The organism is Symplocastrum torsivum (assembly GCF_059505465.1).
On sequence record NZ_JCACKQ010000057.1, the window covers coordinates 17,586 to 42,580 of the forward strand.

At 45.0% G+C, this 24,995-nt stretch carries 24 protein-coding genes; 13 read left to right on the plus strand and 11 right to left on the minus strand.

Annotated features, from left to right (window positions below):
* Positions 1 to 3 precede the first annotated feature (3 nt).
* Together AC5JL3_RS18250 and AC5JL3_RS18255 are read right to left on the minus strand one after the other, a co-directional pair.
* Complete coding sequence (locus tag AC5JL3_RS18250) at positions 4 to 1,014, minus strand: ABC transporter permease (protein ID WP_496075832.1); 1,011 nt, start codon at positions 1,012 to 1,014, stop codon at positions 4 to 6.
* Positions 1,015 to 1,134: 120 nt separating this feature from the next.
* On the minus strand, positions 1,135 to 2,796 hold the full coding sequence (locus tag AC5JL3_RS18255) for an ABC transporter substrate-binding protein (protein WP_496075833.1): 1,662 nt from the start codon (positions 2,794 to 2,796) through the stop codon (positions 1,135 to 1,137).
* Positions 2,797 to 3,189: 393 nt separating this feature from the next.
* Here AC5JL3_RS18255 and AC5JL3_RS18260 point away from each other — a divergent pair, with 393 nt between their 5' ends.
* The 3 genes from AC5JL3_RS18260 (at position 3,190) to AC5JL3_RS18270 (ending at position 8,143) form a co-directional block, all read left to right on the plus strand.
* Positions 3,190 to 5,022, plus strand: a complete 1,833-nt coding sequence (locus AC5JL3_RS18260) for an ABC transporter ATP-binding protein (RefSeq protein WP_496075834.1) — start codon at positions 3,190 to 3,192, stop codon at positions 5,020 to 5,022.
* Positions 5,023 to 5,463, plus strand: a complete 441-nt coding sequence (locus tag AC5JL3_RS18265; RefSeq protein ID WP_496075835.1) for a hypothetical protein — start codon at positions 5,023 to 5,025, stop codon at positions 5,461 to 5,463.
* 655 nt (positions 5,464 to 6,118) lie between these two features.
* Positions 6,119 to 8,143, plus strand: a complete 2,025-nt coding sequence (locus AC5JL3_RS18270; protein ID WP_496075854.1) for an iron uptake porin — start codon at positions 6,119 to 6,121, stop codon at positions 8,141 to 8,143.
* Positions 8,144 to 8,425: 282 nt separating this feature from the next.
* Here the strand turns inward: AC5JL3_RS18270 and AC5JL3_RS18275 are convergent, their stop codons facing one another.
* Both AC5JL3_RS18275 and AC5JL3_RS18280 read right to left on the minus strand, forming a co-directional pair.
* The gene (locus AC5JL3_RS18275; protein WP_496075836.1) at positions 8,426 to 10,222 is read right to left on the minus strand and encodes an Rqc2 family fibronectin-binding protein; all 1,797 of its coding nucleotides are present in this window, start codon (positions 10,220 to 10,222) and stop codon (positions 8,426 to 8,428) included.
* 168 nt (positions 10,223 to 10,390) lie between these two features.
* Positions 10,391 to 10,993 (minus strand): DUF3160 domain-containing protein, encoded by a 603-nt coding sequence (locus tag AC5JL3_RS18280; RefSeq protein ID WP_496075837.1) that lies wholly within the window; start codon positions 10,991 to 10,993, stop codon positions 10,391 to 10,393.
* A 497-nt stretch (positions 10,994 to 11,490) separates the two neighbouring features.
* On the opposite strand from AC5JL3_RS18280, the gene remA reads away from it, so the two are divergent.
* Both remA and gmk read left to right on the plus strand, forming a co-directional pair.
* Complete coding sequence (gene remA / locus AC5JL3_RS18285; RefSeq protein ID WP_192219958.1) at positions 11,491 to 11,754, plus strand: extracellular matrix/biofilm regulator RemA; 264 nt, start codon at positions 11,491 to 11,493, stop codon at positions 11,752 to 11,754.
* A gap of 18 nt (positions 11,755 to 11,772) precedes the next feature.
* Positions 11,773 to 12,324, plus strand: coding sequence for a guanylate kinase (gmk, locus tag AC5JL3_RS18290; protein ID WP_496075838.1), 552 nt, complete (start codon positions 11,773 to 11,775; stop codon positions 12,322 to 12,324).
* Positions 12,325 to 12,427: 103 nt separating this feature from the next.
* Here the strand turns inward: gmk and AC5JL3_RS18295 are convergent, their stop codons facing one another.
* On the minus strand, positions 12,428 to 12,859 hold the full coding sequence (locus AC5JL3_RS18295; RefSeq protein WP_496075839.1) for a hypothetical protein: 432 nt from the start codon (positions 12,857 to 12,859) through the stop codon (positions 12,428 to 12,430).
* A 226-nt stretch (positions 12,860 to 13,085) separates the two neighbouring features.
* Positions 13,086 to 13,682 carry an HD domain-containing protein gene (locus AC5JL3_RS18300; protein WP_496075840.1) on the minus strand — a complete coding sequence of 199 codons (597 nt, stop codon included), beginning with the start codon at positions 13,680 to 13,682 and terminating at the stop codon, positions 13,086 to 13,088.
* Between the two features lie 325 nt (positions 13,683 to 14,007).
* On the opposite strand from AC5JL3_RS18300, the gene AC5JL3_RS18305 reads away from it, so the two are divergent.
* Positions 14,008 to 14,472 (plus strand): regulatory protein RecX, encoded by a 465-nt coding sequence (locus AC5JL3_RS18305; RefSeq protein ID WP_496075841.1) that lies wholly within the window; start codon positions 14,008 to 14,010, stop codon positions 14,470 to 14,472.
* A 298-nt stretch (positions 14,473 to 14,770) separates the two neighbouring features.
* On the plus strand, positions 14,771 to 15,142 hold the full coding sequence (locus tag AC5JL3_RS18310) for a hypothetical protein (RefSeq protein WP_496075842.1): 372 nt from the start codon (positions 14,771 to 14,773) through the stop codon (positions 15,140 to 15,142).
* A 137-nt stretch (positions 15,143 to 15,279) separates the two neighbouring features.
* On the opposite strand, the gene AC5JL3_RS18315 is transcribed toward AC5JL3_RS18310, so the two are convergent.
* On the minus strand, positions 15,280 to 15,441 hold the full coding sequence (locus tag AC5JL3_RS18315) for a hypothetical protein (protein WP_192219964.1): 162 nt from the start codon (positions 15,439 to 15,441) through the stop codon (positions 15,280 to 15,282).
* A gap of 38 nt (positions 15,442 to 15,479) precedes the next feature.
* Positions 15,480 to 15,764, minus strand: a complete 285-nt coding sequence (locus AC5JL3_RS18320) for a hypothetical protein (protein WP_496075843.1) — start codon at positions 15,762 to 15,764, stop codon at positions 15,480 to 15,482.
* A gap of 182 nt (positions 15,765 to 15,946) precedes the next feature.
* Here AC5JL3_RS18320 and AC5JL3_RS18325 point away from each other — a divergent pair, with 182 nt between their 5' ends.
* The 5 genes from AC5JL3_RS18325 (at position 15,947) to AC5JL3_RS18345 (ending at position 20,327) form a co-directional block, all read left to right on the plus strand.
* The gene (locus AC5JL3_RS18325) at positions 15,947 to 16,864 is read left to right on the plus strand and encodes a LysR family transcriptional regulator (protein WP_496075844.1); all 918 of its coding nucleotides are present in this window, start codon (positions 15,947 to 15,949) and stop codon (positions 16,862 to 16,864) included.
* A gap of 45 nt (positions 16,865 to 16,909) precedes the next feature.
* Positions 16,910 to 17,803, plus strand: a complete 894-nt coding sequence (locus AC5JL3_RS18330; RefSeq protein ID WP_496075845.1) for a LysR family transcriptional regulator — start codon at positions 16,910 to 16,912, stop codon at positions 17,801 to 17,803.
* A gap of 34 nt (positions 17,804 to 17,837) precedes the next feature.
* The gene (locus tag AC5JL3_RS18335; protein ID WP_496075846.1) at positions 17,838 to 18,476 is read left to right on the plus strand and encodes a Uma2 family endonuclease; all 639 of its coding nucleotides are present in this window, start codon (positions 17,838 to 17,840) and stop codon (positions 18,474 to 18,476) included.
* Positions 18,477 to 18,515: 39 nt separating this feature from the next.
* A complete protein-coding gene (locus AC5JL3_RS18340; RefSeq protein ID WP_496075847.1) occupies positions 18,516 to 19,265 on the plus strand; it encodes an aspartate/glutamate racemase family protein in 750 nt (249 codons plus the stop codon).
* Between the two features lie 120 nt (positions 19,266 to 19,385).
* Positions 19,386 to 20,327: a DMT family transporter gene (locus AC5JL3_RS18345; protein ID WP_496075848.1), complete on the plus strand. Its 942-nt coding sequence runs from the start codon at positions 19,386 to 19,388 to the stop codon at positions 20,325 to 20,327.
* A 117-nt stretch (positions 20,328 to 20,444) separates the two neighbouring features.
* On the opposite strand, the gene AC5JL3_RS18350 is transcribed toward AC5JL3_RS18345, so the two are convergent.
* Both AC5JL3_RS18350 and AC5JL3_RS18355 read right to left on the minus strand, forming a co-directional pair.
* Positions 20,445 to 21,101, minus strand: coding sequence for a hypothetical protein (locus tag AC5JL3_RS18350; RefSeq protein ID WP_496075849.1), 657 nt, complete (start codon positions 21,099 to 21,101; stop codon positions 20,445 to 20,447).
* Between the two features lie 195 nt (positions 21,102 to 21,296).
* The gene (locus AC5JL3_RS18355; protein WP_496075850.1) at positions 21,297 to 23,201 is read right to left on the minus strand and encodes a response regulator; all 1,905 of its coding nucleotides are present in this window, start codon (positions 23,199 to 23,201) and stop codon (positions 21,297 to 21,299) included.
* A gap of 190 nt (positions 23,202 to 23,391) precedes the next feature.
* Between AC5JL3_RS18355 and AC5JL3_RS18360 the strand changes: the two genes are divergently transcribed.
* Positions 23,392 to 24,717, plus strand: coding sequence for a hypothetical protein (locus AC5JL3_RS18360; RefSeq protein ID WP_496075851.1), 1,326 nt, complete (start codon positions 23,392 to 23,394; stop codon positions 24,715 to 24,717).
* 36 nt (positions 24,718 to 24,753) lie between these two features.
* On the opposite strand, the gene AC5JL3_RS18365 is transcribed toward AC5JL3_RS18360, so the two are convergent.
* Positions 24,754 to 24,995 (minus strand): hypothetical protein (locus AC5JL3_RS18365; protein ID WP_496075852.1); only part of this gene is annotated, 242 nt, incomplete at its 5' end.

A 24,995-nucleotide genomic window follows, 5' to 3' on the forward strand; every position in this document is an offset into this window, starting at 1 on the left:
CCATTATTGATACTGAATTCTGGGGTCTAAGAAAGCGTAGGATAAATCAACAATGAGGTTGATTAGTACAAAAGCAACCGCGACAAAAACGACTCCACCTTGCACAACTGGATAGTCCCGGTTCAGAATTCCTTCGTAAATCCATGAACCAATTCCAGGCCAAGAAAAAATAGTTTCTGTAAGAATAGCTCCCCCTAAGAGTGTCCCAAATTGTAAGCCAATGATTGTTACCACTGGCAGTAAAGCATTCTTCAGTGCGTGCTTGAAAATTACCCAACGCTCAAGCAGCCCCTTTGCCCTTGCTGTGCGGATGTAGTCTTGCGAGAGTACTTCCAGCATTGCGCTGCGGGTGATTCGCGCCAAGATAGCTAAAGGAATTGTGCTTAAAGTAAGTGCTGGTAAAATTAGGTGTTTCAAGACATCTTGCAGTGCCTTAAAGTCGAACCGAAGTAAGGCATCTAGAACATAAAAACCTGTGATCGGTTTGAAGGCAAATCCGGCATCAATACTTAGTCGTCCACTTGGTGGTAGCCAGTTGAGGTTAATGGCAAAGAAGTAAATCAGAAGTAACCCTAACCAGTAAACGGGTAGAGAGACACCGAGTAGAGAACCACTCATCGTCAGGTTATCGACAAAGCTATTTTTGCGAACGGCTGCCAAAACACCAGCAGGAATCCCTAGAATACTGGCGACTAACATCGCGGCAACGGATAACTCGAAGGTTGCTGGCCAGCGAATTCTGATTTCTTCTGCAATTGGAACTCCAGTAATGATACTGGTGCCGAAATCTAGACGGATTAAATCCCACAGAAATTTGAAGTACTGTAGCGGCAGGGGTTGATTTAGACCCATGCGTTCTCTCAATGCTTCGACTTGCTGAGGCGTTGCGCGATCGCCCAACATTGTAATCGCTGGGTCACCAGGAATTAAGTGCAGGAAGGCAAAAACTAATAACGTAATTCCTAACACAACTGGCAGCAGGTTAAGCAGACGCTTAGCAATATATCGACCCATGGCAATTAGTTGTTGGTTGTTAGTTATTGGTTGTTGGTTGTTAGTCGTAAAGTAGTTAGGAGCCGGATTCCAATATTACTAACTACTAACAAATAACCAATAACTAACAACCAATAACCATTACGACTTGGTTACTTCTTCTAAAGGCTCAGAACCCAGGGGGCTGGGAGTCCAACCTGTGACATTCTTGCGTTTAGCGAGAAGGGGTTGTGAGTGAACGATTGGTAGGCGTACTGCCTCTTTGTTGAGGATTTCATCGACTTGTTTGTAGATTTTTGCTCGTTCTGCTTTATCGCCTTCGGCACGTCCTTCATCCAAAAGCTTGAAGACTTGCTCATTTTTCCAAGTTCCCAAGTCTTGGGTAGCACCTGGCCCGAAGTGAGCATAGTAGAAGTTGTCGGGGTCACCGTAGTCACCTGTCCAACCAAGCATGAAGGCTTGGAATCCAGGGGGTTTATTACGGTCTTCAAGGTATGCTGCCCAGTCCTTCGTTTGGAGGGTGACTCTAATCCCAATCTGACTCAGTTCCGCTGCGAAGGCTTCGGCAATCGGTTTCGGGTTGGGGAAATAGGGTCTACTGACTGGCATGTACCACAACTCAAGGTCAAAGCCATTGGGAAAACCGGCTTGAGCGATAAGCTGCTTTGCCTGTTGTGGATTGTATTGATAGTCTTGAACTTGGTCTGACTGGAACTCAGCTAGGGAGGGAGGGGTAAAGTGAGGGTCGTTTTCACCTAATTCGCCCCAGAAGGCTTTGACAATCTCTTTTTTGTTGATTGCTTGCGCGATCGCTTGACGCACTTCCGGTTTGGCAAGCGGTTCATAACTAGGATTCAAGGCAAGATAGCCAACGTTTAAAGAAGGACGCTTGACGGCTTCTAAATTTTGGTCGCTTTGAAGTTCTTTCAATTGGTCGGGAGTGAGATCGACTGTAAAATCAACTGTCCCTGCCCGTAATTGAGCCAACCTTGCTGCTGGGTCAGTGATGAAGCGCATTACCAATTGATTTGATTTCGGTAAACCTTGCTTCCAGTAGTTAGGATTCTTTTCGAGAACGATGCGATCGCCACTTTGCCATTCCTTAAACAGGAAAGGACCCGTTCCCACAGCCATTGCGGAAGGCGTACCGTAGGCAGCAGCGGCTTTTTTGATCGCATCAGGACTCGCTATACCAAAGTAGCCAGATGCGATCGCATTTGGGAAAGCCGCAAAGGGTTGCTTGAGAACAAACCGAACGGTATCAGTTCCCTCTGCTGTCACCGATTGCAGTAGGGAGTCAGGAGACGATTTAAAACCTCCAAACAAATCTGTCCAAATCTCGAAGGTTTTGCCAGCATCACGGTAGCCAAACTCGCTCTTGTCGTCCCACCACCGTTCGATGTTAAATCTTACTGCTTCAGCATTGAAGTCAGTGCCATCATGAAACTTGACTCCTTGTCTGAGCTTAAATGTCCATGTTTTGCCATCCTCTGAAGCCGTCCACTCTGTCGCTAAACCCGGTTCAATCTCGGTAGTACCTGGCTTAAACTCAATCAGGCGATTGTAGATTTGGTCTTGAACCATGACGGAGTTGCCGTCCGTGATATTGCCTGGATCCAAGCTTGTTGGTTGTCCGCCTGCACCGTAAACCAACGCTCCGGTTGGTGTGGCGGCTGGGCTAGTCGTTGGGGATGGGCTGTTGCTAGTTTGGCTGGATGGGCTATTACAATTTGAGAGAAAAATCGCTAAGCCAAAAGCCACAATCGCCAACAAAATTGACTGCGTTCGCTTCCAATACCTCATTGCATTAGCTCCTTTTTCGAGCAGATTTTTAGCGAGGCGCATGAGTCAAGGATACTACAAATATTACTAATCAAAATCATCTTGATCTGTCGTTAATACAAAGGTAAGTTTCTAGTGCTGGTTTACAAGAGTTGCTTAGATTCAGCTTGAGTAATATTGCTTTAAAACCCTAAATACAATATCAGCTTTATAGATTCAAGATTGTAAACTATAACACTGCTCTTCGACCTTTCTAGGTTGATTTAAGTTTAAACATCTTAATAAGAGGCTTGGAGCGGGTGGCTCTAGTGGCTGCTGTAAAATATATCTAAGAGTACAGCTATTTTTACTTTGATTATGGTAATTATACAGTTTTGGTTTTGGTTAATAGTTGTTGTAAACAAGTAGAGTATTATGAGTAACCCTATTCTTGAAATTCGTAATCTTTATGTTGAGTTTCCCTCTTCAGGTGAGATACTACGAGCAGTAAAAGATGTATCCTTTAACCTTGCACTCGGAGAAACAATTGGAATTGTTGGCGAGTCAGGTTCGGGTAAATCAGTAACGTCACTAGCTGTAATCGGACTGCTGCCGACAGCGGCTAAGGTAACAGGAGAAATCTTATTTCGGAATCCTCGCCTTGCTAGTGCCAATCCCGTCAATCTACTGACGCTTTCTGCTCAACAAAGACGGACTTATCGAGGTGCGTTAATCGCCATGGTATTTCAGGAGCCTTTAACCTCCTTGAATCCGGTTTACACCTGTGGGGAACAGGTTGTGGAAGCAATTTTACTCCATGAACAAGTTTCTCAAAAAGAAGCGTATAGAAAAGCGATCGCCCTTTTTGATGAAGTCAAGCTACCCAACCCCAGAGAGATGATGAAGCGCTACCCTCATCAACTCTCAGGTGGTCAACAACAACGGGTAATGATTGCCATGGCACTCAGCGGTAACCCTGCCATCCTGATTGCTGATGAACCAACTACAGCGTTAGATGTCACAATTCAGGCAACGATTTTACAACTGCTGCGAGAACTACGTGACCGTCGTGGGATGTCGATTCTCTTCATTACTCACGATATGGGAGTAGTTGCAGAAATCGCTGACCGTGTAGTTGTGATGTACCGAGGTCAGGCAGTAGAAACGGCTAAAGTGTATGACCTCTTTGCTAATCCTCAACATCCTTACACGCAAGGGTTACTGAACTGTCGCCCACGTCCAAACCAACGGCTGAAACGCCTGCCAACCGTGGCGGATTTTATGCGGGTAACAACCAATGCATCGGGAGAATTAGAAATCGTTTCTCAAATCCATAGCCAAGAAGAAAAAGACTTACTACTCGCAGAAGTATCCAGTAGTGCTGTAGTAGAACGTTCTCAACATCTGCAACAGCAGCAACCTTTACTATCTGTGCGTCACCTCACTAAAGAATTCCCTATGCGAAGTGGACTGTTTGGGAAGAAAATAGGATTCAAAGCGGTAGATGATGTCAGTTTTGAGGTCTATCCTGGCGAGACTTTGGGATTGGTGGGAGAATCAGGATGTGGCAAATCTACTTTAAGTCGTTGCCTTCTGCGTTTGATGGAACCAACGTCTGGGGAGATTATTTTTGATGGCGATTCAGTCTTGGAACTTGATGCTAAGCCACTGCGCCACCTCCGTCGCTATATGCAAATCATTTTCCAAAATCCTTATGGTTCTCTAAATGCTAGGCAAACCATCGGAGATGCGCTGATGGAACCGATGCAAATTCATAAGCTAGGTGGTTCTCCACAGCAACGCCGACAACGAGCAATTGACTTGCTGGAACGAGTTGGACTGGGGGAAAGTGCAATGAATCGAATGCCCCATGAGTTTTCTGGAGGGCAACGACAGCGGATTTGTATTGCTCGTACCTTGGCGTGTGAGCCACGGTTTATTATTTGTGATGAATCCGTCTCAGCACTCGATGTTTCAGTACAAGCGCAAGTTCTCAATCTCCTCAAAGACTTGCAGCAAGATTTTGGCTTGACTTACATCTTTATTTCCCATGATTTGAGTGTGGTGAAGTTTGTGAGCGATCGCATTATGGTCATGAATCATGGACGGATTGAAGAAATTGGTTCGGCTGAATCCATCTACAATTCCCCTCGGCAAGAGTACACTCGTCAGTTAATCAAAGCAATTCCTGATACGAAATTAGAGGACATCCAAGCAAGACAATTAAGTCGTGCTACGGTGGCAGCGAAAGAAGTAGAGGCGAGTTAGATGCACGGGGCGACAAAATTGATGTTCAGCGTTGCGTTGATGGTTGTTTTAGTAATAACGCTGTCAGCTTGTGGTGCAAGTACACCCTCTCTGGGGTTAGCACCAACTAAGCAACTCGTGGAAAAAGCGATCGCTTTTCAAGTCAATCAATCTCAACAGCAGCTAACTCAACAATTACAATCCTCAGCACAAAAATTTGAAATTACGCAGGTAAAGCTGAAGCAACTAGAACCCCTATTCGTTGAAGATTTACCCACATACCATATTTTGGGTACCTACACACTCAACGTTAAGCTACCGCAACGGCAACTCGTTCAGGAAAACAATCCTTTTAATATCTATCTACAGCGCCAGAGAGAAGGTAAAACCTGGCGTTTAGCCCTGCGCCAAGACACTGGCAAAAACACTCAACCGACTTGGCGCACCTACCTGATTCCGTGAAATTTTGCAGACAACTGTAATCTTTCCCAAATCTTTCCCAAGCTGTAGTAATCTCTTTTTTTCAAATACGCTTAAGTCTTTGTAAAGCCTGATTGTGGTAGGGCAACTTTAGTTGAAACTTGTCCTAGGATTACATTCAAGTAGCGAAAGCTGTGTATTCAGTCTCTAGTCAACTCTTGCAGTGAGACTTGGCTACATCAATCGTGAAAGTTTTGAGTGGGTGTGAGGATAAAAAATGATCAATCAAGTCTTGTGGCAACGTTGGCTACTTAGCCCAGCTATTTTAGGAGGAGCGATTGTTGCTTTATGGGGCGAGTTGCCCTTTACACCGCTTGGTGTCACCCCAGCCTTCGCAATTGAACCTGCTGTAGATACGGCTACTCAAATACCATCAGCAACAGTTACAACTCAGCCTCAAACCGTTGAAACCTCAGTTTCTGTCACTGTACCAACAACGGCATCGACCTCGGAGACTACACTAGAGAACCCTGCTTACTCAGCAACGCTAGAAACAGACACATCTATTGCACCAACAATTACAGCAACCTCAGAACGTGAAGAAAACTCAGCTAAGTCACCACTGCTAGAAACAGAGACATCTGTGGAGGTTTCTGAGGTACCTGTAGAGGTTAGGGATACGACTCTACTTGAACAAATTGATAACTACAGCAATGAAGCTGGCGTTAGTAGTGTTGAGCAAGTTACCAATGTCTCTCAGCTACGGGATGTTTCTCCCAATGACTGGGCGTTTGAAGCGTTGCGATCGCTTGTTGAACGTTATGCTTGTATCGCTGGCTATCCAGATGGTACGTTTCGCGGTAATCGGGCATTAACTCGCTATGAGTTTGCCGCTGGTTTAAACTCCTGTTTGCAACAGATTGAGCGTCTCATTGCTGCCAACACAAGTGAGTTTGTTAGCCGCGAAGACTTAGAAACACTACAACGACTGATTCAAGACTTTGAAGTAGAACTTGCCGCTTTAGGGACGCGAGTTGATACCTTGGAAGGGCGGGTTGCTTTCCTTGAGGATCATCAGTTTTCTACCACGACGAAACTTGAGGGAGAAGTGATTCTGGGGTTTGCAGATATCCTAACCGGAGACAATGTCCTTGGGGAAGATGTCGATGATATCGCGGTTTTTGGCAGTCGAACCCGTCTGAACTTTGAAACGAGCTTTACAGGTCGAGACCGATTAAGAACACGCTTGGAAGCCCGTGGATTAGAAACTTTCACGGAGCGAACTGTGACGTTCGAGGGAAATTTGGCGTTTGCAGACGCTGATGCGGATAATGATGTCGAACTTGAGGAGCTAACATATACCTTTCCTATTGGTGAAAATACAGAAATTTTCATTGCCGCTAATGGAGGAGACGCTGAGGACTTTGCCAGCACTGTCAACTTCTTAGATGGGGATGGTGGTTCTGGTGCGCTGACTCGCTTTGGTACTCGTAATCCTATCTACTATCTTGTTGAAGGGGCGGGTATTGGGCTTCGGCAACAACTGGGCGATTCACTAGAGCTGAGTTTGGGGTATTTAGCCGGAGATGCTAACAATCCTGATGACGGCGGTGGTTTGTTTAATGGGCCTTATGGTGCCCTCGCACAACTAGTTTACAAGCCAAGCGATCGCTTTCAGATTGGCTTTACTTACATTAACTCCTACAACCGTGAAACCCTTACAGGTAGTCCAGCTTCTAACCCTCGGACAACACTTCGCACCCTCGGAGATCAACCTGTAAATGTTAACTTTCAGCCCGCCCCTGTACCGACAACCCCAATTACTTTTCTGGCCAATCAACAAATCCCCCTTGGCACAGCACTGCCAACCGGAACAACACTTCCTGCCGGAACAACACTTGATGCACCAACAACGCTACCCATTGCCATCACGATTCCTCGACCGGGACCAATACCAGGAGTAATAACGGTTCCCGCCGGAACTACAATTCCTGCTGGAATCTCCCTTCCACAACCAATCACACTTCCCATAGACTTTGTACTTCCAGCACCGATAACGCCTTCAGCCGATATAGTTCTTCAACCACCAACAACACCTCCTCTTGACCCGATTGTTTTCAATGGCACCGTAGGTGATTTACTCGCTCAGCCCAGCTTTGCGGGAATCCCGTTGGGTTTTGACCTCGACATCCCAGTTGTCAGTAACTCCTATGGAATAGAGTTCTCCTGGCGGGCTAGTGAAAAATTTGTTCTGGGTGGCTGGGTCGGTTACACGACATCAATCAACTTATCGACAGGAAATGGTTTAATTACTCGCGGCAGTTTTAACAGCATCAATGGTGCGATTACCTTGGCATTCCCTGACTTAGGTAAAAGAGGTAACCTAGCAGGGATTATTGTAGGCGTAGAGCCAATAGTCCTTGACACAGATATTGATGTCAATCAAGGCTTACAAGATTTAGTCGATCCAGCCAATTTAAATCCCGCCTTAATCGCGGCTGGAGTTGCCTTGTTAAACTCGGCACCAGCAATTCTAGATGTATTAGACGATTTTGATGAGCCAGACCCCGATGTCTCACTACACGTTGAGGCGTTCTACCAGATGCAGTTGACAGATAATATCTCAATTACGCCTGGGATTATTTGGATCACAGCTCCTGGTTCTCTCGCTACCAACTCTGACTTGGTGATTGGCACTATCCGAACTACATTTAGGTTCTAGCGATTGTCTGTGGTCAGCTTTTAGTTTCGCTGTAGGGAAAGGGGAAGGCTTTTCCCTTTCACCCTTTCCCTAATCTCGGCAGCTTATGCACATCAATTTATGAGTAATTTGTATCAAAAAAGACCAGCTATAACGGTAGCTGGTCTGATAATAATTAAAAATTATGTTGTCGCTCTACGTAGAGAAAGCCCAAGCTGCGCGTTCCCAATTCGGCAGCAGTAAGATTTCTTTATATTTATCGTAACAGAAAATACAATTTTTCTGTAACCAAAATTTACATTTCTACAGGGTGTCATCCTCCAAAAGATAGTTGTTGCCTTTTTGAGGACGCCCCCAAAGGATTCGTTCTCGTTTATAAATCGCCATGCCGGGTTTAGCTCCCTTTGGCTTGTAGACGTGCTTGGGTTCTGTGTAGACAACCGGAACTTGGTCACTCTGACGCGCTTGGCTGTAGTGCGCGGCCAGATCTGCGGCAAACTGTAAATCCGCTTCATCAGGTACAGTTCCCGCTTGTAGACGCATGAGGACATGGCTACCCGCAATTTCTTGAGTGTGAAACCAGAGGTCATAATCACCAGCAGTGCGAAAGGTGAGTTGGTCATTTTGTCGATTGTTTCGACCAACCAACAATTCAAACCCACTGGGCGTTCGATACCGATGTGGCTCAGAGACATTGCTGACCTCGCGGCTACGTTGTTCTGGGGCATCGAGATAGCGTTGCCCAATCAGTTCTTCGCGAATTTCTTGCAGTGTCTGTAAATCTTCCGGAGTAGCGTAAGTATCGAGTTGGTTCAAGGATGCCTCTACCTGTTCTAAATACTGAATTTCTTCTTGCACATCCTTGAGCAGTGGTTCAACAGCATTACGAGCGCGTTTGAGCTTTTGGTGGCGCTTGTACAGTGCTTGGGCATTTTGAACGGCATTCTTTTCTGGATTTAAGGGAATCGTAACTGGCTTGCCAGTATCAAAGTCAGCTAGGGCAATGCTCTTCATCCCCGGTTCCCACTCATGAAGGTGCGCCATTAGTAGGTCGGCTTGTTGTCGTTGCTGGTCGGCTTGGTCAGATTGCTGCAACCGTTCTTCAAAGGTAGAGGCTTTCTGGCGCAATTTTCCTAAAATATTGCCGAGCTTCTGCGTGAGTTGGTGACGCAATTGGGCAAATTCTTGTTGGTTGAGTTCAGCCGTGTAGTAGGAATCCAGTAAGGATTGAACATTCGAGACTGGCTCAATCATGCCCCAGCCTAGAACGGTGTATCCCTGCGCTGTCCAGCCGGGTTGGAATTGGGAGGAGTGCGAAGATGTGTCTACTGCGGCAGATCGACTACCACCTAAATCTTCCCCATTTCCCATTACTTGCAACCATTCTTGCCAACGCTGAAATAGCCGTTGCCAGTCGGAGGTATCAAGGCTCTCGGTAGACTGGTCTGGGTTTAAATCGGCAGCTTGTGCCATCGAACGCACTAATCCTGGACTTAAACCTCGGTAACTTTTGAGCAGTTGACGCTGTAGGGCACCAGGTACGAGACTCACTCGTTCTTGCCACCGCTCTTGGGATTCGTTCAAGTTGGGGAGGGTGCCAGTAAGGGCGGGTGGTCGTTCGTAGGGCTGACCTGTTTGAATGGGGCGGATGCTGGATTGCTGGGAGCTGACTTGATGAGCAACAGTGATAATCAGATTATCGGCACCTGTGAGGATGACGTTACTGTATTTGCTTATAATTTCGACGTAGAGGTGGAAGCTGGCTGCTTCTCCGGGGCGTCGAGCAAATTGCAGGTCTAGTACACGCTCCCACGGTGCGATCGCTTCTATCCCAATTAGAGCAAGACCCGTTAACTGGTGCCGTAGTTGGTCACTAAAGGTAAAGGTATCGGGTGTTCGGGGGGGTGGGTCACTTAAGCAAATTCGAGCGGCTTGGGGGTGCCAGCAAATTGTTAGCCACCCCCGACTCTTGAGGGTACGCAAGCTAATCGCGATCGTATAGCGATCGCGTTGATATACCTGTTCAGTGCGTCCTGGCACCCACTCAGAACGCAGCTCACGACAAGCCGCCATCAGGGTAGTAAAGTCAACCGGTTGCATCTACAAGCCATCTTTTTAGTAGTTATGTGAAGCATCTATCTACTTCCATCCTCGCAGATCCATGACTTAGATTGAATGTCGCTGACTTAAGGAAGCTGGAGAAGGTAGGGAAGGTAGGGGCTATTACGCTTTATCGCAATAAGCGATCGCACCTAAAATCTTCAAGCTTCACTTTCTACTTTCTCCAGATACAAGATAACTGTTTGTCCAGTCAGGGCAAGGTGGAACATTGCCAGTGAAAATGTCCTCCTGCCACTCAGCATCAGATTTTCGGGATACTCCGGACATCTCAAATTCATAATGGCTCAAAACGGGACCCGCATAGACCATTTTGTCGGAGCCGTTGTCCACTGCAAGCATTAACAAGTCAACATTACCAACGCCCTCATGCAGCACGCTGCCTGGGTCTCCTACTTGTTGCACACTGTAATCTACGACAATATTAACTTGGTCTGGAGAAAGACTGAATTGGTCCCAAAACTTTGCCGTAGTTACGTCCCAATTAAGTTGAGGCAGATACTGAGCCTTGCTGCTATGTTGTTGTGCAAAGTCTTGGGGTGAAATCTGCCCAATTTGCTTGAGTTCCTCATCAAATGTAGCTGTATAGCCAAGGGTATCACTAGTGGTTGTAGCGACAACAGGATTTGTCAGATTTGAAGGGTTTGAAGTTTCATCCTTGAGTGCCGCTATCGGCAAAGCCGCCCAGTTAGTCGAATGAGTCAAGGCTATGATCAAGAATATTGCTGCCACTATTAGGCAAGAATTATCCATTGGCGATACACCTTGTTCATAACCTTAAATCCTCTTAATAACGCTCTTACCAAAGGCAACTTTTGCTATGCAGCTTTATTGACTTTTTGTATTTCTAGGATGCAACCTGTCAAAGCTCACTGCTACTGTAACTGAGCTATCTATTGAGCATTCTTGAAAATTCCGCAAGTATGGCTCGGACGTGGCACTTTTAAATTTGCTTTTAGTCAGTAAAGTAACAGCTTATGCACTCGGAGTATATGACATTTCTATATCCATATAGCTCTTAGCCATGCTTGCACTTCTTGTTGAAAGAGAAGATCAAGCTATCGCTAAGCTGCCGTCAGCGCACCCCTCTATCGCCAGACTACTCTAGCAAAAGACATAAATTGAGCAAGATAAACCTAAAAATCTGGCTTTTTTGTGGATTTTAGCCTTGTAAGCCTAAATTATTGTGGATACCATGGAGGTTAAATCTCTAAAATCGCTCGTATTGCGGCTGTCGCCGTTAGCTCTTCATGGACATTCAACTGATTAACATCGGTTTTGGTAATATCGTGTCGGCAAACCGAGTCGTTGCGATTGTCTCTCCAGAGTCTGCGCCGATCAAGCGCATCATCACGGATGCACGCGATCGCGGACAGTTAATTGATGCCACATACGGGCGTCGCACCAGAGCTGTCATTATTACCGATTCCAGTCACATCATTCTCTCAGCAATTCAACCGGAAACCGTTGCTCATCGCTTTGTTATTAGCAAAGATGGTCCCAGCAGCAATTAAACCTCCCATTTAAGCAAAATGCAAGTAGGTAAACTCATTGTCTTGACAGGTCCGAGTGGGGTTGGTAAAGGGACTCTACTGCGATCGCTTTTGCAACGTCACCCAGAACTGTATCTTTCCGTCTCAGCAACAACCCGCCAACCTCGTCCCGGCGAAATCGACGGACAACACTATTATTTTGTCAACCGTGACAAGTTTGAACAAATGGTGAGTGCAGGTGAGCTTTTGGAGTGGGCGGAGTATGCGGGTAATTACTATGGGACACCCCGTACCCCAGTAGAACGCCAAGTTCAACTCGGTCAGTCCGTAATTTTAGAAATTGAAGTGGTTGGGGCAAGGAAAATCCATTACACTTTCCCAACTGCCTTACGCCTGTTTATTTTGCCCCCGTCTTTAGCGGAACTAGAACAACGGATTCGGGGTCGGGGTCAGGATAGTGAAGATGCGATCGCTCGACGATTGTCCTGTGCAAAAGCTGAAATTGAGGCGGCTGATGAATTTAATGTTCAAATTGTCAACGACGACATGGAGCAGGCGTTGCTTCTCATCGAGGCTGCTATTTTTGGATGATGGTTTTCAGTAGGGAAAAGGGAATAGTTCACGGTGACGAGAAAATCTTCCTTTTTCCCTTGCTGCCCTTAAAATGATTCAGCAACATCAATAAAAAAGCCGCTTAAACTAGGTTCCAGTTACGCGGGTCTTTGAGCTGCTTTATGAAACCTCGTGCAATTAATAAACTAGAAGTCCGAGTTTTCAAGCCAGCTTTGATTAAGTAATATCCCGGCTTAGCTTGTATTCCTTCATACTCGGTTCCCACTCTCCAGGCTCTGCCGCAGTATGTTCTACCTCCTTTTATCGTTACTAAGAGATTTTTTCCTGCCTTTTGTTCAACAGGCAGCATAAAAATCGCATAAACATTATGCCGACCATTCCAAGGTTTAACAATAACTTGGTAAGGAGGACCATACGTTTTTCCTGCCTTAAAATTCGCTAATACAGGTTCTGGACAACTCGATTGGTCATTGAATTTTCTATAGAAAGCAAAACTAATACAGGCAACAAATAAAATTGCTATCAGAGCCAAATAAAATTTGTTAACTTTCATGCAATTATGCTATGTATTCCCTTAAATTTAATGACACCAGGTATTAGTAGCTACACTCTGCACATCAGCTTTTAAGGTTTCTGTCAAAGTTTATGCAAGGTGTATAAACTTTTGTTCACGAGTCCATTCAAACATAGCAAACTACTCAGGTGAGGTCACCTTAGGCAAATAGCCGAAAATCAAGTGGTTTGGCTGAATCTTGGCAGGATTGTTTATTTTTAACGATTTATGGTGCTGGTTTTAGATACCCAGCGTTTACAGATTCTTCAAGAACTTGTTCTACCAAAGTCCAAAGTTGAGGCGCACCCGTTTTAATCGGCTTCATGCGCTCGATAACCTTGTCAAGCGTAATCCCATGAATTCGCCAAGTACCACCTGCTGTTTGCTGATTATGCAATAGTGGCTGCAAGCGATCTAACGCTGTGGCAAATTGAGCTTCTGATGTCTGTTGGGCTTCAAACTCTTCCCAAAGCGATCGCAATTCTATGCCTTGTTCAACAGGAAGCTGTCCAAACAATCGTGCTGCTGCCTGTTTCTCCCGTTCCGCTTTGCCCAAGTTACCTTGAACATCGTAGCAAAATGTATCTCCAGCATCGATTTCTACTAAGTCATGAATCAATAACATTTTAATAACTTGTAGAACATTTACTGGTGCTGGTGCATACTCAATTAGAAGCATTGCCATCATTGCCAGGTGCCACGAGTGTTCAGCACTGTTTTCCCGCCGTGAACTATCGGTTAGAAGCGTTTGGCGTAAAACTCCTTTTAATTTGTCAATTTCGACAATAAATTGAATTTGTTGAGAGAGTCTGTTGTCCTGCATATCTTAGAGTCTATCAATAAAACGCTGCTTCTACAGCGTTAGGGATCAGAATATCACTTGTCATTTTTTTATGGTCAAATCTTGAAGTAATGGATAAATAATCTTCTGCACGAGCCCACACTATGCTCCCTACAAAAAGCTAAGACAGAATAGAGGAAATTGGTATTAAAGTTTCTTGTTAAAGATAATCATTTTCTCTAAATTACGAGTAATTGGTTGTTTAACCCAACATCAATTTGCTAGCATTAAAATATCTTCATCATCTCATTTTGCTGTTTTTAGCATAAAAAATTAAATAATCAAACTTAATAATAAATTCAAGGAAATGATTTGTATAGACTATTTCTACCAACTTTTGTCTCGACGAGAATACAGCGCTTATGAACTTACAAAAAAAGCGAAAGAAAAAGGATTTGAACAAAACGATATTATAGAGGCGCTTCAGGAACTTCAAAGTAAAGAGTATCAGTCTGACACACGTTTAGTTGAGAGCATGATTTCCTCCTATCAAGGTAAGTATGGCAAATCTGTGATTAAGCGTAAATGCCGTGAAAAGGGAATTAATGCTGATGTATTTGAGCAAATCTGGGAATCACAAGCAGAGAGTGAGGAGCCAGGAGAACTGGACGATTTAAAAGCGAAGGTGATGCGAAAGTACAAGATTGATGATTTTTTTTCCATCGAACCCAAGACGAAGCGTCAGTTATGGAATTACCTTCAGTATCGGGGGTTCAATCCTAGCGAACTTTTGATGCAGTGGCAGAGGGAACAAGAAGAAGCGGTTGAGTAACTTCAATAAATTATGTAAATTGTACATCAGTCGCAGGCTTAACTACTATATGTATGACTCACTTCGTTACTATATCCCCACAGGTAGTGGTAAGGTGTCATAATTACCGATATCCTAAAAGCAGATCGTCCGCGAACAGAGAAATTGATAGTAGCGCGAAGCGGTGAGGATGTGCGTCAGGCTTCTGATAGTTGTCGCTCTACTCTCTACCTGAGTTTCCCATACGCCTATCCTCTGGATTATTTCATCGCTAGAGAAGCATCTATGGAAAGACGACAATAACTACATAGAGTGCATTATGTTCGCCAAACGTCCCAACACTGAGCCAGACAACTTAGTAATTTTTCCCGCTCAACCTCCCAGAGTAGAGCCGACTTGGCCGGACTATGAGGAATTGTTCTCCCCAACCCAAGTAGAAGCAACAGAACCACTGTGGGAGTTGAGCCAGACCGTCATTAACCGCCGCTGCTACTACAATCAGTATTGGCCCAAGAACACGGTGTTCCGTATCAAAGATGTTGATCTTGACAATCACACCGTTTATTTGAACTTAGTTTATCGCTGGGTGAATGCAGGGCAAGTCCAGCTCATCAAAAATCCCATGCCTCAACAGCCCCCTAAAGGCTTAGAACTAAATTATCTAATTGATGACGATTGCTCTGATTTTTGATGGGTTAGCCGTCAGCTTCAGGGAAGTAGAAACGTTCCGTCGGAATGTCTTTAGGACTCGTGTCTCTAGCTAACGCTGATGGCTGAAACTGACCTTTTTGTGTGGAGCGAATTAAATCCACAAGAGCTTATTTTGCTTTACTGGCGGTAAGCAATAAAATTCCCGTAGTAGCAGCTAAAGCGCCAGAAAGTAATGAGAGGATGTACTATCTTACGAGTGACTCCCAAGAGCTTAGACTGAGACTTTTCAAGCTCAGGAGAACTCGCTTTCAAAAGGTGGTCATAAGTTGAAAGTTTCATGTTTTAAACCTCCTGTACTTTACAATTTAAGTTTTGAATTACTGGTAATAACGTTGCTCAACCCAAACACGCATTTCAGCTTCAGAATCCCGTGTTACAGAGCTATTAGTCACTGGGTCGTAAGCATACCAGTGAGTATTTCCAAAGCGGTCAGTGCTTTGCAAAATTTTCAGCCCTTGCCCTTGAATCAGAGATTCGACTAGATGCTGCCAAATCCTATTTAGCCGTGAAAATAGCCCTGATTTCTTGATTGGCTCTTGTTCAGTTTCCTTGAGAAGAAGTTCTAGGCTTTCTCTATCGGAATAATTGGTGGAGTTTGTCATAGAGGCGTACCTCAGAGGAGTTCTTCCTGTTTTTTTTCTTACAAATTAAGCTTAACTATTGTTTAATTGACCATCAAAGCATAATTTGCATAACGTGTATGAATAAAATCGATAGATAGATATAGCTGTCGAATTTAGATTGAAATACTTATTCATAATTCAAACAAGTTGCCATCATCCATATGAGTGAAATTAATCCATACAAGTTGAAAATCTCTCAGATGCGAGCTTTAGTTGCCGTAGCGGACTACGGTAATTTCAGTGAGGCAGCCTTGCAATTGGACTTATCGCAATCGGCAGTCAGTCATGCGATCGCCAGTTTGGAAGACGAGTTGGGGGTACTCTTGCTCATCAGGGGGCGTCAGGGAGCGCAGTTAACGCCAGTAGGGGAGCGAGTGATTACTCAGGCGCGTCAGGTGCTTTGTCTACTAGAAGGAATTGTGAAGGAAGCCAATTTAGAAAAAGGCTTAAACGGCGGTAGTGTACGCATTGCCACGTTTCGCAGTGTCGCCACACATATCTTGCCTGTTGTAATTGCCCGGTTTCGGCACAGTTTCCCCCAAATTGCTGTGACAATCATCGAACATCTCGATCATGCAGGAGTGGAGCAAGCGATGCACGACGGGCGGGCTGACATTGGCTTTACGCTTCTTCCTGCTAGTGAGGAATTTGAGACTTGGGAACTTCTGAAGGATGAGTATGTTGTCCTGCTGCCGCCGACTCCAAGACTCAGGAAAACTCAAGTGACTTGGGAACGATTAGAGAGCTACCCATTAATCTTGCCCAGTCCCACGGATGCCTTCTATATCCAGCTTCACAATCACTTGCACACTTGGGGATTTCCTCTAAAAGTCGCTTATGAGGTTAATGAAGACTCAACGATTGTCAGCATGGTTGTCCAAGGTTTGGGGGCAGCGATTCTCCCCCGACTGGCTGCCGAACCATTACCAGCAGGAGTGCAAGTGTACAGTTTACCCGTTCCCTTAGAGCGAGTCATTGGGGTAGCGATTCTTAGCAATGTGCTTCATACTCCTGCTGTCTTTGCCTTTCTAGATGCCCTAAGAAATGTGGGGCAATTTAGTGACAAAGCAGCAGTTTAAGGTGGGTAAAGGCAAATCTTGTGAATGAAATTCAGGAGAAACTTGATGAAGCTCTCTCAAATTCGTGCTTTCGTCGCCGTAGCTGATCATTGTAACTTTAGTGAAGCGGCACTGCACTTGGATTTGTCTCAGTCAGCCGTGAGTCATGCCATCGCCTCTCTAGAAGAAGAGTTAGGGGTGCAGTTACTGGCGCGAGGACGTCATGGGGCAAATTTAACGCCAGTTGGGAAACGAGTTATTGAGCAGGCGCGTCAGATGTTACAACTACAGGATGCGATCGCAAAAGAAGCAAACCTAGAAAAAGGCTTACAAGGGGGAACAGTACGGCTTGCAGCGTTTCGTAGTGTCGCGACTCATATCCTGCCAAGTGCAATTGCTCGATTTCGGCGCAAGTTCCCAAAGATTGCCGTAACAATTATTGAACACTTCGATCATGTTGGTGTGGAACAAGCGTTGCGCGAAGGGCGTGCTGATATTGGCTTTACTCATATTCCAGCTACTGATGAATTTGAGGTATGGGAAATTGTGCGAGATAACTATGTTGTCCTGCTACCACCGACACCTAAATTAAGGAATTCCCAGTTAACTTGGGAGCAATTAGTGAGCCATCCATTAATCTTTCCTTGCGCCAACGATACCTGTTATACCGGGATTCATAACCATTTCCTAGCTTCAGGGTTCCAACCGAATATTGCTTACGAAGTCAACGAAGATTCAACAATAGTCAGTATGGTAATGCAAGGCTTAGGAGCCGCAATTATGCCCCTACTTGCTGTTGAACCAGTACCAACAGGAATTCAGGTGTGTAAATTACCCGTTCCCTTAGAGCGAGTAATTGGCACAGCGGTTCTTTCTAATGCGCTTCATATTCCCGCTGTCTTCGCTTTTCTAGATGCCTTGAAGAATGTAGGTCAATTTAGTGAGAAAGCAGCAGTTTGAGGAGCTAATCACTTGAATACTGAATGGAGAAAAAATGCTCTTACCGCTGGAACAAATTATCGTCCCCCCTGGACATCAGTTGTTATTGAAAAATGTTAGTTGGCAGCAGTTTCAAGATATTTTAGAAAGCTTGGGTGAAAGTCGCAGTGCGAGACTTTCTTATAGTCAAGGAATACTGGAAATTATGACCCCACTGCCAGAACATGAAGATTACAAAGTAATTATAGGAGATTTTGTCAAGGCAATTCTCGAAGAAATAGACATTGAGTTTAGGAGCCTTGGTTCAACTACATTTGAGAATGAAGCCATGAAACAAGCCGTTGAACCTGATGACTGTTTCTATATTCAAAATGAAGCAAGAATTAGAGGAAAGAAGCGGCTTAACTTAGAAATCGATCCGCCGCCAGACTTAGCCATTGAAATAGATATTACGTCGAGAACTAAGTTTAATAATTATGAAGAATTAAGGGTAGCTGAACTTTGGCGCTATAACGGAAGGAAGCTAGAAATTAATATTCTCCAGTCTGGCAGATACGTCCAATCAGACACCAGCTTAGCTTTTCCCAATTTACTAATCGCGAATGCTCTACACGACTTTGTAGAACAAAGTAAAATCAGTGGAAGAAATGCGACGATGAAAGCATTTCGAGCTTGGGTGAGAGAGCAACTTTAGATTTTGTCGTGTATTATCCTCTTCTGTCACCCTCCGAGTATGAAAGTTACTGAACCTAGAAAGCATGAAGTCATTTCGATGAAGACGATTGGATTTCTCGGAGGCATGAGCAGCCAAGCTACTGCTGAATATTATCGCTTAATCAATCAAGGGGTGAAGGCAATTAGGGGTGGACATACAGTTGCAGAAATACTGATGTATAGCGTGAATTTTCAAAATATTGAAGCATTTGTACGGAACGAGCAATGGGAAGATGCGGCTAACTATTTGGTTGACAAAGCGCTGAGGATAGAACGGGGAGGAGCAGATTTTCTCATTATTGGAACAAACACAATGCATCGGGTTGCACCACAGATTGCTTCTGCCATTAAAATTCCCTTAGTCCACATCATTGATGTCACTGCCGAAGCAATTCTAAGACTCGGACTTAAGACTATCGGTATCCTAGGCACTAAACCAGTCATGGAGGCAGATTTTTACAGAAACAGATTCAAAGAAAAATTTGATATTGAACTGATTGCACCTTCAGACAGAGAGCGCGAACGAGTTGATACAATTATTTTTGATGAATTATGTCACGGTATCATTTCACAAAAGTCTAGAAATGAATACATTAGTGTGATGCAAAATCTTGCTGATAGAGGAGCCGAGGGAATTATATTAGGCTGTACTGAGATTGATTTATTAGTAACAGCAGAGAACTTTTCGGAGTTACCGCTATTTGACACCACAAAGTTACACGTACACAAAGCAGTCAATCTTTGCTTGGGAATCGAAGAAATCGTCTAACTTTGGCAGATAAGCATAGTTTATCAAAGCCTGGTATTTCTCTGGTGTTGTCAGCCACGTAAAAGGGAAAAACCTTTAACGTCAGTAGAATCAGACTATACTTCATGGTCAATTTCAGCGGTGCTTGGCTTTCTGATCGTTTTGCTGTCGTCTGTCTTCTTCTGTTTTCAAAATGTAATCGTTAGGGTTCTATTTAATGAATACCCAATTCTGGGACTCTTTCAAACTGGAGGTTTTGTTACACCTACCCCGCAAAACTCATTCCTCTTGATGTTCATGCGGATGCTGTTAGTCGTGCCGTTGATGGCATTCCTTGCCCCAAAGCTCTATTCTCCGACTTGGAAGGATGTTAGACAGTTAGGGAATCTAGAACAACGCACACTCCTACTACAATCAGTGGGATGTGGGATTCTCATGTTTCTCTATTTAGTCCTGCTCTACATTTCTATTGGACTGATTCCTGCGGGCATTGCTCTAACTCTCTTCTTTAGCTATCCCGTTTTCACTACTCTATTTTCTTGGCGGCTGTTTGGGAGTCGCCCGACTCTCTTTCGTTGGAGTGTGATGGGGTTGATATTACTGGGCAGTTCCCTAACACTACCCCATCCCCAGACGGCGAATGGATTTAGCTCGCTCGGTGTCGTCACTGGGATTACTTCTGGGATAACGTATGCTCTTTATACCGTCATTGCTCAAAAAAGCTTTGAAGCAATACATCCTGTTCCCTTTACCTGGATCAGTTTTACTACCACATTAGTCTTATCGGCAGCCAGTCTTCTGATTTGGAATGTGCATGAAGCTCAGCTTGCTTGGCTTCCCCTCTGGATTGGCGGACTTCTGTCTGCGATCGCAACTTTTGCTGGACACCTACTGAACAACTTTGGTATTCGCCGCATCGGTGCTGCGTCTGCCTCAATGATCAGCGCTAGCAATCCAGCACTCACAGTCATTTTGGCTTGGTTAACGATTCAGGAAACGCTAAATGGTTTGCAACTTGTTGGAGTCGTTATTGTGACATCGAGTGTTGCACTGCTGAGTCGAGAACACCGTTCGTCAAAGTAACGTCCTAGCAATTTGATGGTTTGGTTCATGGCTTAATTCCCCGTACCTCAGAGGACATAACAAGTGACCAATCTAGGAAAACCCTCGTTCGGGCTGCTTATCAGCAAGGCGTAAGCGTTATTGCACTCGCTTATCTAGCACAGACGCAATAGTTTGTAAGGATGTGAGGGGAGTTGTGCGATCTGGGTGAATAATAAAAACCGTATTCAACGTTGTGTCTCTGCGGAAGATGGCAACATCAGTGTTTCCAACATTCTGAATGCTTCCTCTAAACCCGATTGCTGAATTACCAACCCCAGTCAGCTCTAAAAATTGTAAGTCTGTTGGTTTTTCCTGACCAAGCACTTGTGTTAATGTGTCTGGACTACTCAACATGGCATCTAAGAAGGCTATACCAAGCGGAGAGCCAGGTTCGCTATTTACAAATACATTAGCAAGCGGTGCTGAAGATACACAAACGAGTTCAACAATCTCTGTATCCTTTTGAAGTGCAAAAGCATTTCCTTGGCTTTCGGAAGGAGTACAATTTCCGATCGCTACTCCTGAATATTCGGTGAACCCAGTTGGTAAATCATCAAGGGTTAGTAATTGTGCAGGTGGATTAGCTGCCAATGCAGATTCATTGAGAGTTGAGAAAGTAAACACACAACTCAACAAGATAGCGAGAGTAATTAGTAGCTTTTTCACCATACTGTGACTCTGTGATTGATATTCAGACGGATGGGAACAATCTTCCTCATTCAAGAGTGCAACTGCGTCTTGTGGCTGCGTCATCTAGCAAAGTTCCTATCTTGCTACTTTTCAATCTGCTTGAGCATCTGCCATCCCTTTGCAATGCTTTTACCTCAAATTTAAGGCTTCAGTAAAGTCTGTGCCAGAAACAGACAACACCAACCAAACAGCGATCGCTTCCTCTAATTGTCAGATGCAATCCTACAAAGTGCGATCATAAGCAGATAATGAGCTACTTTACCCAATTAATTTCTGCCAGTTACGCAGGATTCGTACTCGTTCGACGCGATTGAGCACACGCGCAACTAATTCTGGTTCCACAATCGGTTTATTCACGTAGTCATCTGCACCAACAGTAAATACTCGATGTAGTGTTTCTGCATCAGTACGAGCGGATAGAAATAGCACAGGTAAATCACTCCAGTTCGGGTCGTTGCGGACTACCTGACATAAATCAATACCACTTAATTCCGGCATATCTACATCCAGAATCAGCAAATCAGGTGCAGTTTGCTCCAGCGTCTGCCAAAACTGCTGGGGATCATTGAGTAAAGTAAGCTGGAATCCCCAAGGTTCTAGTAAAGTTCGCAAAAATTCTAGTAACTGAAGGTCATCGTCAACAATCAGTAGCTTGACTTCAGGAATGCTCGTTTTTTGCAGCACTTTTGCGATCGCATCTAAAACCTGAGTTGGGGAGACTGGTTTCTGTAAAAAGCTTCGTCCTCCTAAACGCGCCGCTTTGAGGCGCTCGGTAAAGTTCTCTTGCGCCGTAAAAACCACAACAGGAATAGATGGCTGATAGCTTGCCAATTCTACTAACAGACTGAAACCGTTCTCTGCGGAGTCAGGGAAGCACAGATCGAGTAATACCACATCGGGTTGAGATAAAGCGATCGCTTCTCTCGCTTGAGTAAGGTTAGTCGCTACCTCTGCTTGCATTCCCCTCGCTGTTGCTTCTGATTGCAACACCAGAGCAAGGGGTGCATCGTCATCCACGATTAACAACCGAGTTTGTGGCTTTCCATCCGTCGGTTGAGGTGCAGGAGCAGTGCTTCCCGTATCCTCTAACGTAACTGCTGGTTGCTCTAAGGCTTGCCGTAAGGCGACAACCAGCCCAGAAAGTTGCTCCAACTGAACCGGATTCAGTCCTTCCTCAGCTTGAAGACTCTGTTCAATCTCACGCGACAGACGAGACGCTTCGACAAAGCCAAAACTACCCAGTGAGCCTACTAATGTGTGAGCTTCCCTTACCGCCTGTTGTTGCAATGCTTCCGTGAACGTACCTTCCCGTGATCGCGTTACTGCTTGCTCTAAAATTGTGATGCGATCGTAGTACTTGCCCTTAAATCGCTCCCAAATTGTCGAGAGTTCCGGTATAACTGGCGGTTGAGTTTGATGAGCTGCTGTTGTTGAAGAGGGAGCAGGACGTGGGATTGGTGTCGTTTCTACTTCCCGACTTTTAGGTGCTGATTCTGTTGTTTTCAGACGATACCCAAGTCCGTAGACTGTCTCAATCAACTCCGGCGCACCTGCTTTCTTGAGTTTCTGACGTAAGCTCTTGATGTGCGCTCTAACAGTATTCTCTGAAGGGGGTTCTTCAAACGACCAAAGATGATCGAGAAGGGCACTCTGGCTGAATATTCGCTGAGTATTGCGTAAAAGAAGCTCTATGAGAGCATATTCCTTAGCCGTAAGACGCAACAGTTCTCCATCGTAAGTCACCTTACAACTACTGGGGTCAAGACGCAGGTTTTCCCACTCCAGCAAAGGAGTTCCGATAGAACTGTTACGGCGGAGCAACGCTCGAATTCGGGCTAGTAGCTCAGGTACATCAAAAGGCTTGGTGAGATAATCATCCGCTCCGGCATCTAATCCAATAACTTTATCAGTGCTGATATCGTGAGCAGTGAGTAAGAGAATCGGAGTGCGATCACCTTCTTTCCGGCGCTGCCGACAAAAGCTAATTCCATCTAGCTTTGGCAGCATCAAATCTAGCAAAATCAAATCGTACTCAAATGCTTCTGCTAGTTCCAATCCCTCCTGACCATCTGTCGCCAGCTCAACTAGATAATGCTGATGGGTCAGCGCTTCCTGAAGCAGTTGGGCAATGCTCTCATCGTCCTCTACTAGCAGAATTTTCACAACCGATGGTTACCTAATACCTGTATTTGACAGCAGCATAACAAACAAAGAAAAAGTTGCACATCGCGCAAGAAGTCTCTTTTTGAATGAGGATAAGGAAAGGAGCCGAGGTGGGGAGTAAGCCGTACAACTGTCTAAAGTCAGAATTCTATACTTGTAGATAGTAGGGAAATCTTTATTGAGATTAGCTATGGCTCCCGATCCCAAAATAATGAAAGCTGTCGAGCAACTGGGCTACCGCGTCACCGTTGGGGATGTGGCAACCCAGGCTGGATTAAATATCAATCTTGCCCAACAAGGTTTACTTGCCCTAGCCTCTAATGCGGGCGGACATTTACAGGTGGCAGAGTCGGGTGAGATTGCCTACCTATTTCCCAAAAACTTTCGTTCAGTTCTACGCAACAAGTTCTTACGGTTGCAGTTGCAGGAATGGTGGGAAAAAGTTTGGCGTGTCTTATTTTACCTGATCCGGATTTCTTTCGGAATTGTGCTGCTGCTTTCCATCGTCCTGATTATGGTGGCGATCGCAATTATCGTGATTGGCATTAGTGCAGCTAGCGATAACAATGATTCCGGTGGTGGTGATAGCAGTCATTCCGGGGGGGGCGGTTTCTCCATGCCTTTCTTCTGGTTTGGCCCTGATATCTTCTGGTTTTTCGACCCAGGTTATGATCGGCGCTACTCTCGCCAAGGGGCTGCCTCTCGTTCATCTGAAAAAAAACAGTTAAATTTCCTGGAAGCAATCTTCTCGTTTCTGTTTGGTGATGGCAATCCCAACGCTGATTTAGAAGAACGTCGTTGGCAAGAGATTGCTACTATAATTCGCAATTCACGAGGTGCTGTAGCCGCAGAACAAATTGCACCGTATCTGGACAATCTTGGGGAATCGTATCAACGCGAGTCCGAAGACTATATGCTGCCTGTGCTGGCTCGCTTCGATGGGTATCCAGAAGTTAGCCCAGACGGAGAGATTGTCTATCACTTCCCAACCCTTCAAACCACAGCACGACAGCAGTCTGTGCAAGCCGTGCAAGCTTATCTCCGGGAACGGCTTTGGCGCTTTAGTCAGGCAACTAGTGGTCAGGTTATGTTAGCGATCGGGCTAGGTGCCGTGAACTGTGTTGGTGCTTTAATGCTGGGTTCCCTCTTGAGTGGGGGGCAGATTGCCGCACAACTGGGGGGATTTGTTGCCTTTGTCCAGTCAATTTACTGGTTACTACTGGCTTACGGCATTGGTTTTTTAGCAATCCCACTGATTCGGTATTTCTGGATTCAGCTAAAAAATAAGAGTGTAGAAGCGCGAAATCAAAAACGGCAAGAACAAGCGATCGCACTGAGTCAGGCAGATCCAATTGTTCAGAAGAAAATTGCTTACGCTCAGCAATTCGCTGCTCAAAATGTCATCACTGAAGAAAATTTGGTCTACACCAGTGAAAACGATTTACTCGACCAAGAGATAGATCGAAAAGACCAAATTGATGCAGAGTGGCGACGGCGCTTAGAATCAGGTTCTTGAGCGAAGTAGGGGATGATGAGTGTACTGAGGCTTACCTTACTGCTTCGTTTCCTGTGGCAATACTCCGTTCAAAGGGCCATCAATATAGCAGTTTTCAGTTGAATGAAGTACAGCAGGAGGTGTGTGAAACAAGAGACAGAGCAAGGAAAACAAGAAAGCTGATAGCTGATAGCTGATAGCTGATAGCTGATAGCTGATAGCTGACGGCTTTGGAGCTATATCTATTAGACCTCTTGCAAAAGTCGTCGCTGAGGTACTATGGGGTCTAAACAAAGGCG

Bases quoted from the DNA above. Each gene is read 5' to 3' on its own strand.
- AC5JL3_RS18340 (WP_496075847.1), top strand. From the start codon at position 18,516: ATGAAAGTTACTGAACCTAGAAAGCATGAAGTCATTTCGATGAAGACG.
- AC5JL3_RS18305 (WP_496075841.1), top strand. From the start codon at position 14,008: ATGATTTGTATAGACTATTTCTACCAACTTTTGTCTCGACGAGAATAC.
- gmk (WP_496075838.1), top strand. From the start codon at position 11,773: ATGCAAGTAGGTAAACTCATTGTCTTGACAGGTCCGAGTGGGGTTGGT.
- AC5JL3_RS18325 (WP_496075844.1), top strand. From the start codon at position 15,947: ATGAGTGAAATTAATCCATACAAGTTGAAAATCTCTCAGATGCGAGCT.
- AC5JL3_RS18275 (WP_496075836.1), bottom strand. From the start codon at position 10,222: ATGCAACCGGTTGACTTTACTACCCTGATGGCGGCTTGTCGTGAGCTG.
- AC5JL3_RS18360 (WP_496075851.1), top strand. From the start codon at position 23,392: ATGGCTCCCGATCCCAAAATAATGAAAGCTGTCGAGCAACTGGGCTAC.
- AC5JL3_RS18350 (WP_496075849.1), bottom strand. From the start codon at position 21,101: ATGACGCAGCCACAAGACGCAGTTGCACTCTTGAATGAGGAAGATTGT.
- AC5JL3_RS18255 (WP_496075833.1), bottom strand. From the start codon at position 2,796: ATGAGGTATTGGAAGCGAACGCAGTCAATTTTGTTGGCGATTGTGGCT.
- AC5JL3_RS18280 (WP_496075837.1), bottom strand. From the start codon at position 10,993: ATGGATAATTCTTGCCTAATAGTGGCAGCAATATTCTTGATCATAGCC.
- AC5JL3_RS18330 (WP_496075845.1), top strand. From the start codon at position 16,910: ATGAAGCTCTCTCAAATTCGTGCTTTCGTCGCCGTAGCTGATCATTGT.
- AC5JL3_RS18315 (WP_192219964.1), bottom strand. From the start codon at position 15,441: ATGAAACTTTCAACTTATGACCACCTTTTGAAAGCGAGTTCTCCTGAG.
- AC5JL3_RS18335 (WP_496075846.1), top strand. From the start codon at position 17,838: ATGCTCTTACCGCTGGAACAAATTATCGTCCCCCCTGGACATCAGTTG.
- AC5JL3_RS18300 (WP_496075840.1), bottom strand. From the start codon at position 13,682: ATGCAGGACAACAGACTCTCTCAACAAATTCAATTTATTGTCGAAATT.
- AC5JL3_RS18320 (WP_496075843.1), bottom strand. From the start codon at position 15,764: ATGACAAACTCCACCAATTATTCCGATAGAGAAAGCCTAGAACTTCTT.
- AC5JL3_RS18260 (WP_496075834.1), top strand. From the start codon at position 3,190: ATGAGTAACCCTATTCTTGAAATTCGTAATCTTTATGTTGAGTTTCCC.
- AC5JL3_RS18265 (WP_496075835.1), top strand. From the start codon at position 5,023: ATGCACGGGGCGACAAAATTGATGTTCAGCGTTGCGTTGATGGTTGTT.
- remA (WP_192219958.1), top strand. From the start codon at position 11,491: ATGGACATTCAACTGATTAACATCGGTTTTGGTAATATCGTGTCGGCA.
- AC5JL3_RS18250 (WP_496075832.1), bottom strand. From the start codon at position 1,014: ATGGGTCGATATATTGCTAAGCGTCTGCTTAACCTGCTGCCAGTTGTG.
- AC5JL3_RS18295 (WP_496075839.1), bottom strand. From the start codon at position 12,859: ATGAAAGTTAACAAATTTTATTTGGCTCTGATAGCAATTTTATTTGTT.
- AC5JL3_RS18310 (WP_496075842.1), top strand. From the start codon at position 14,771: ATGTTCGCCAAACGTCCCAACACTGAGCCAGACAACTTAGTAATTTTT.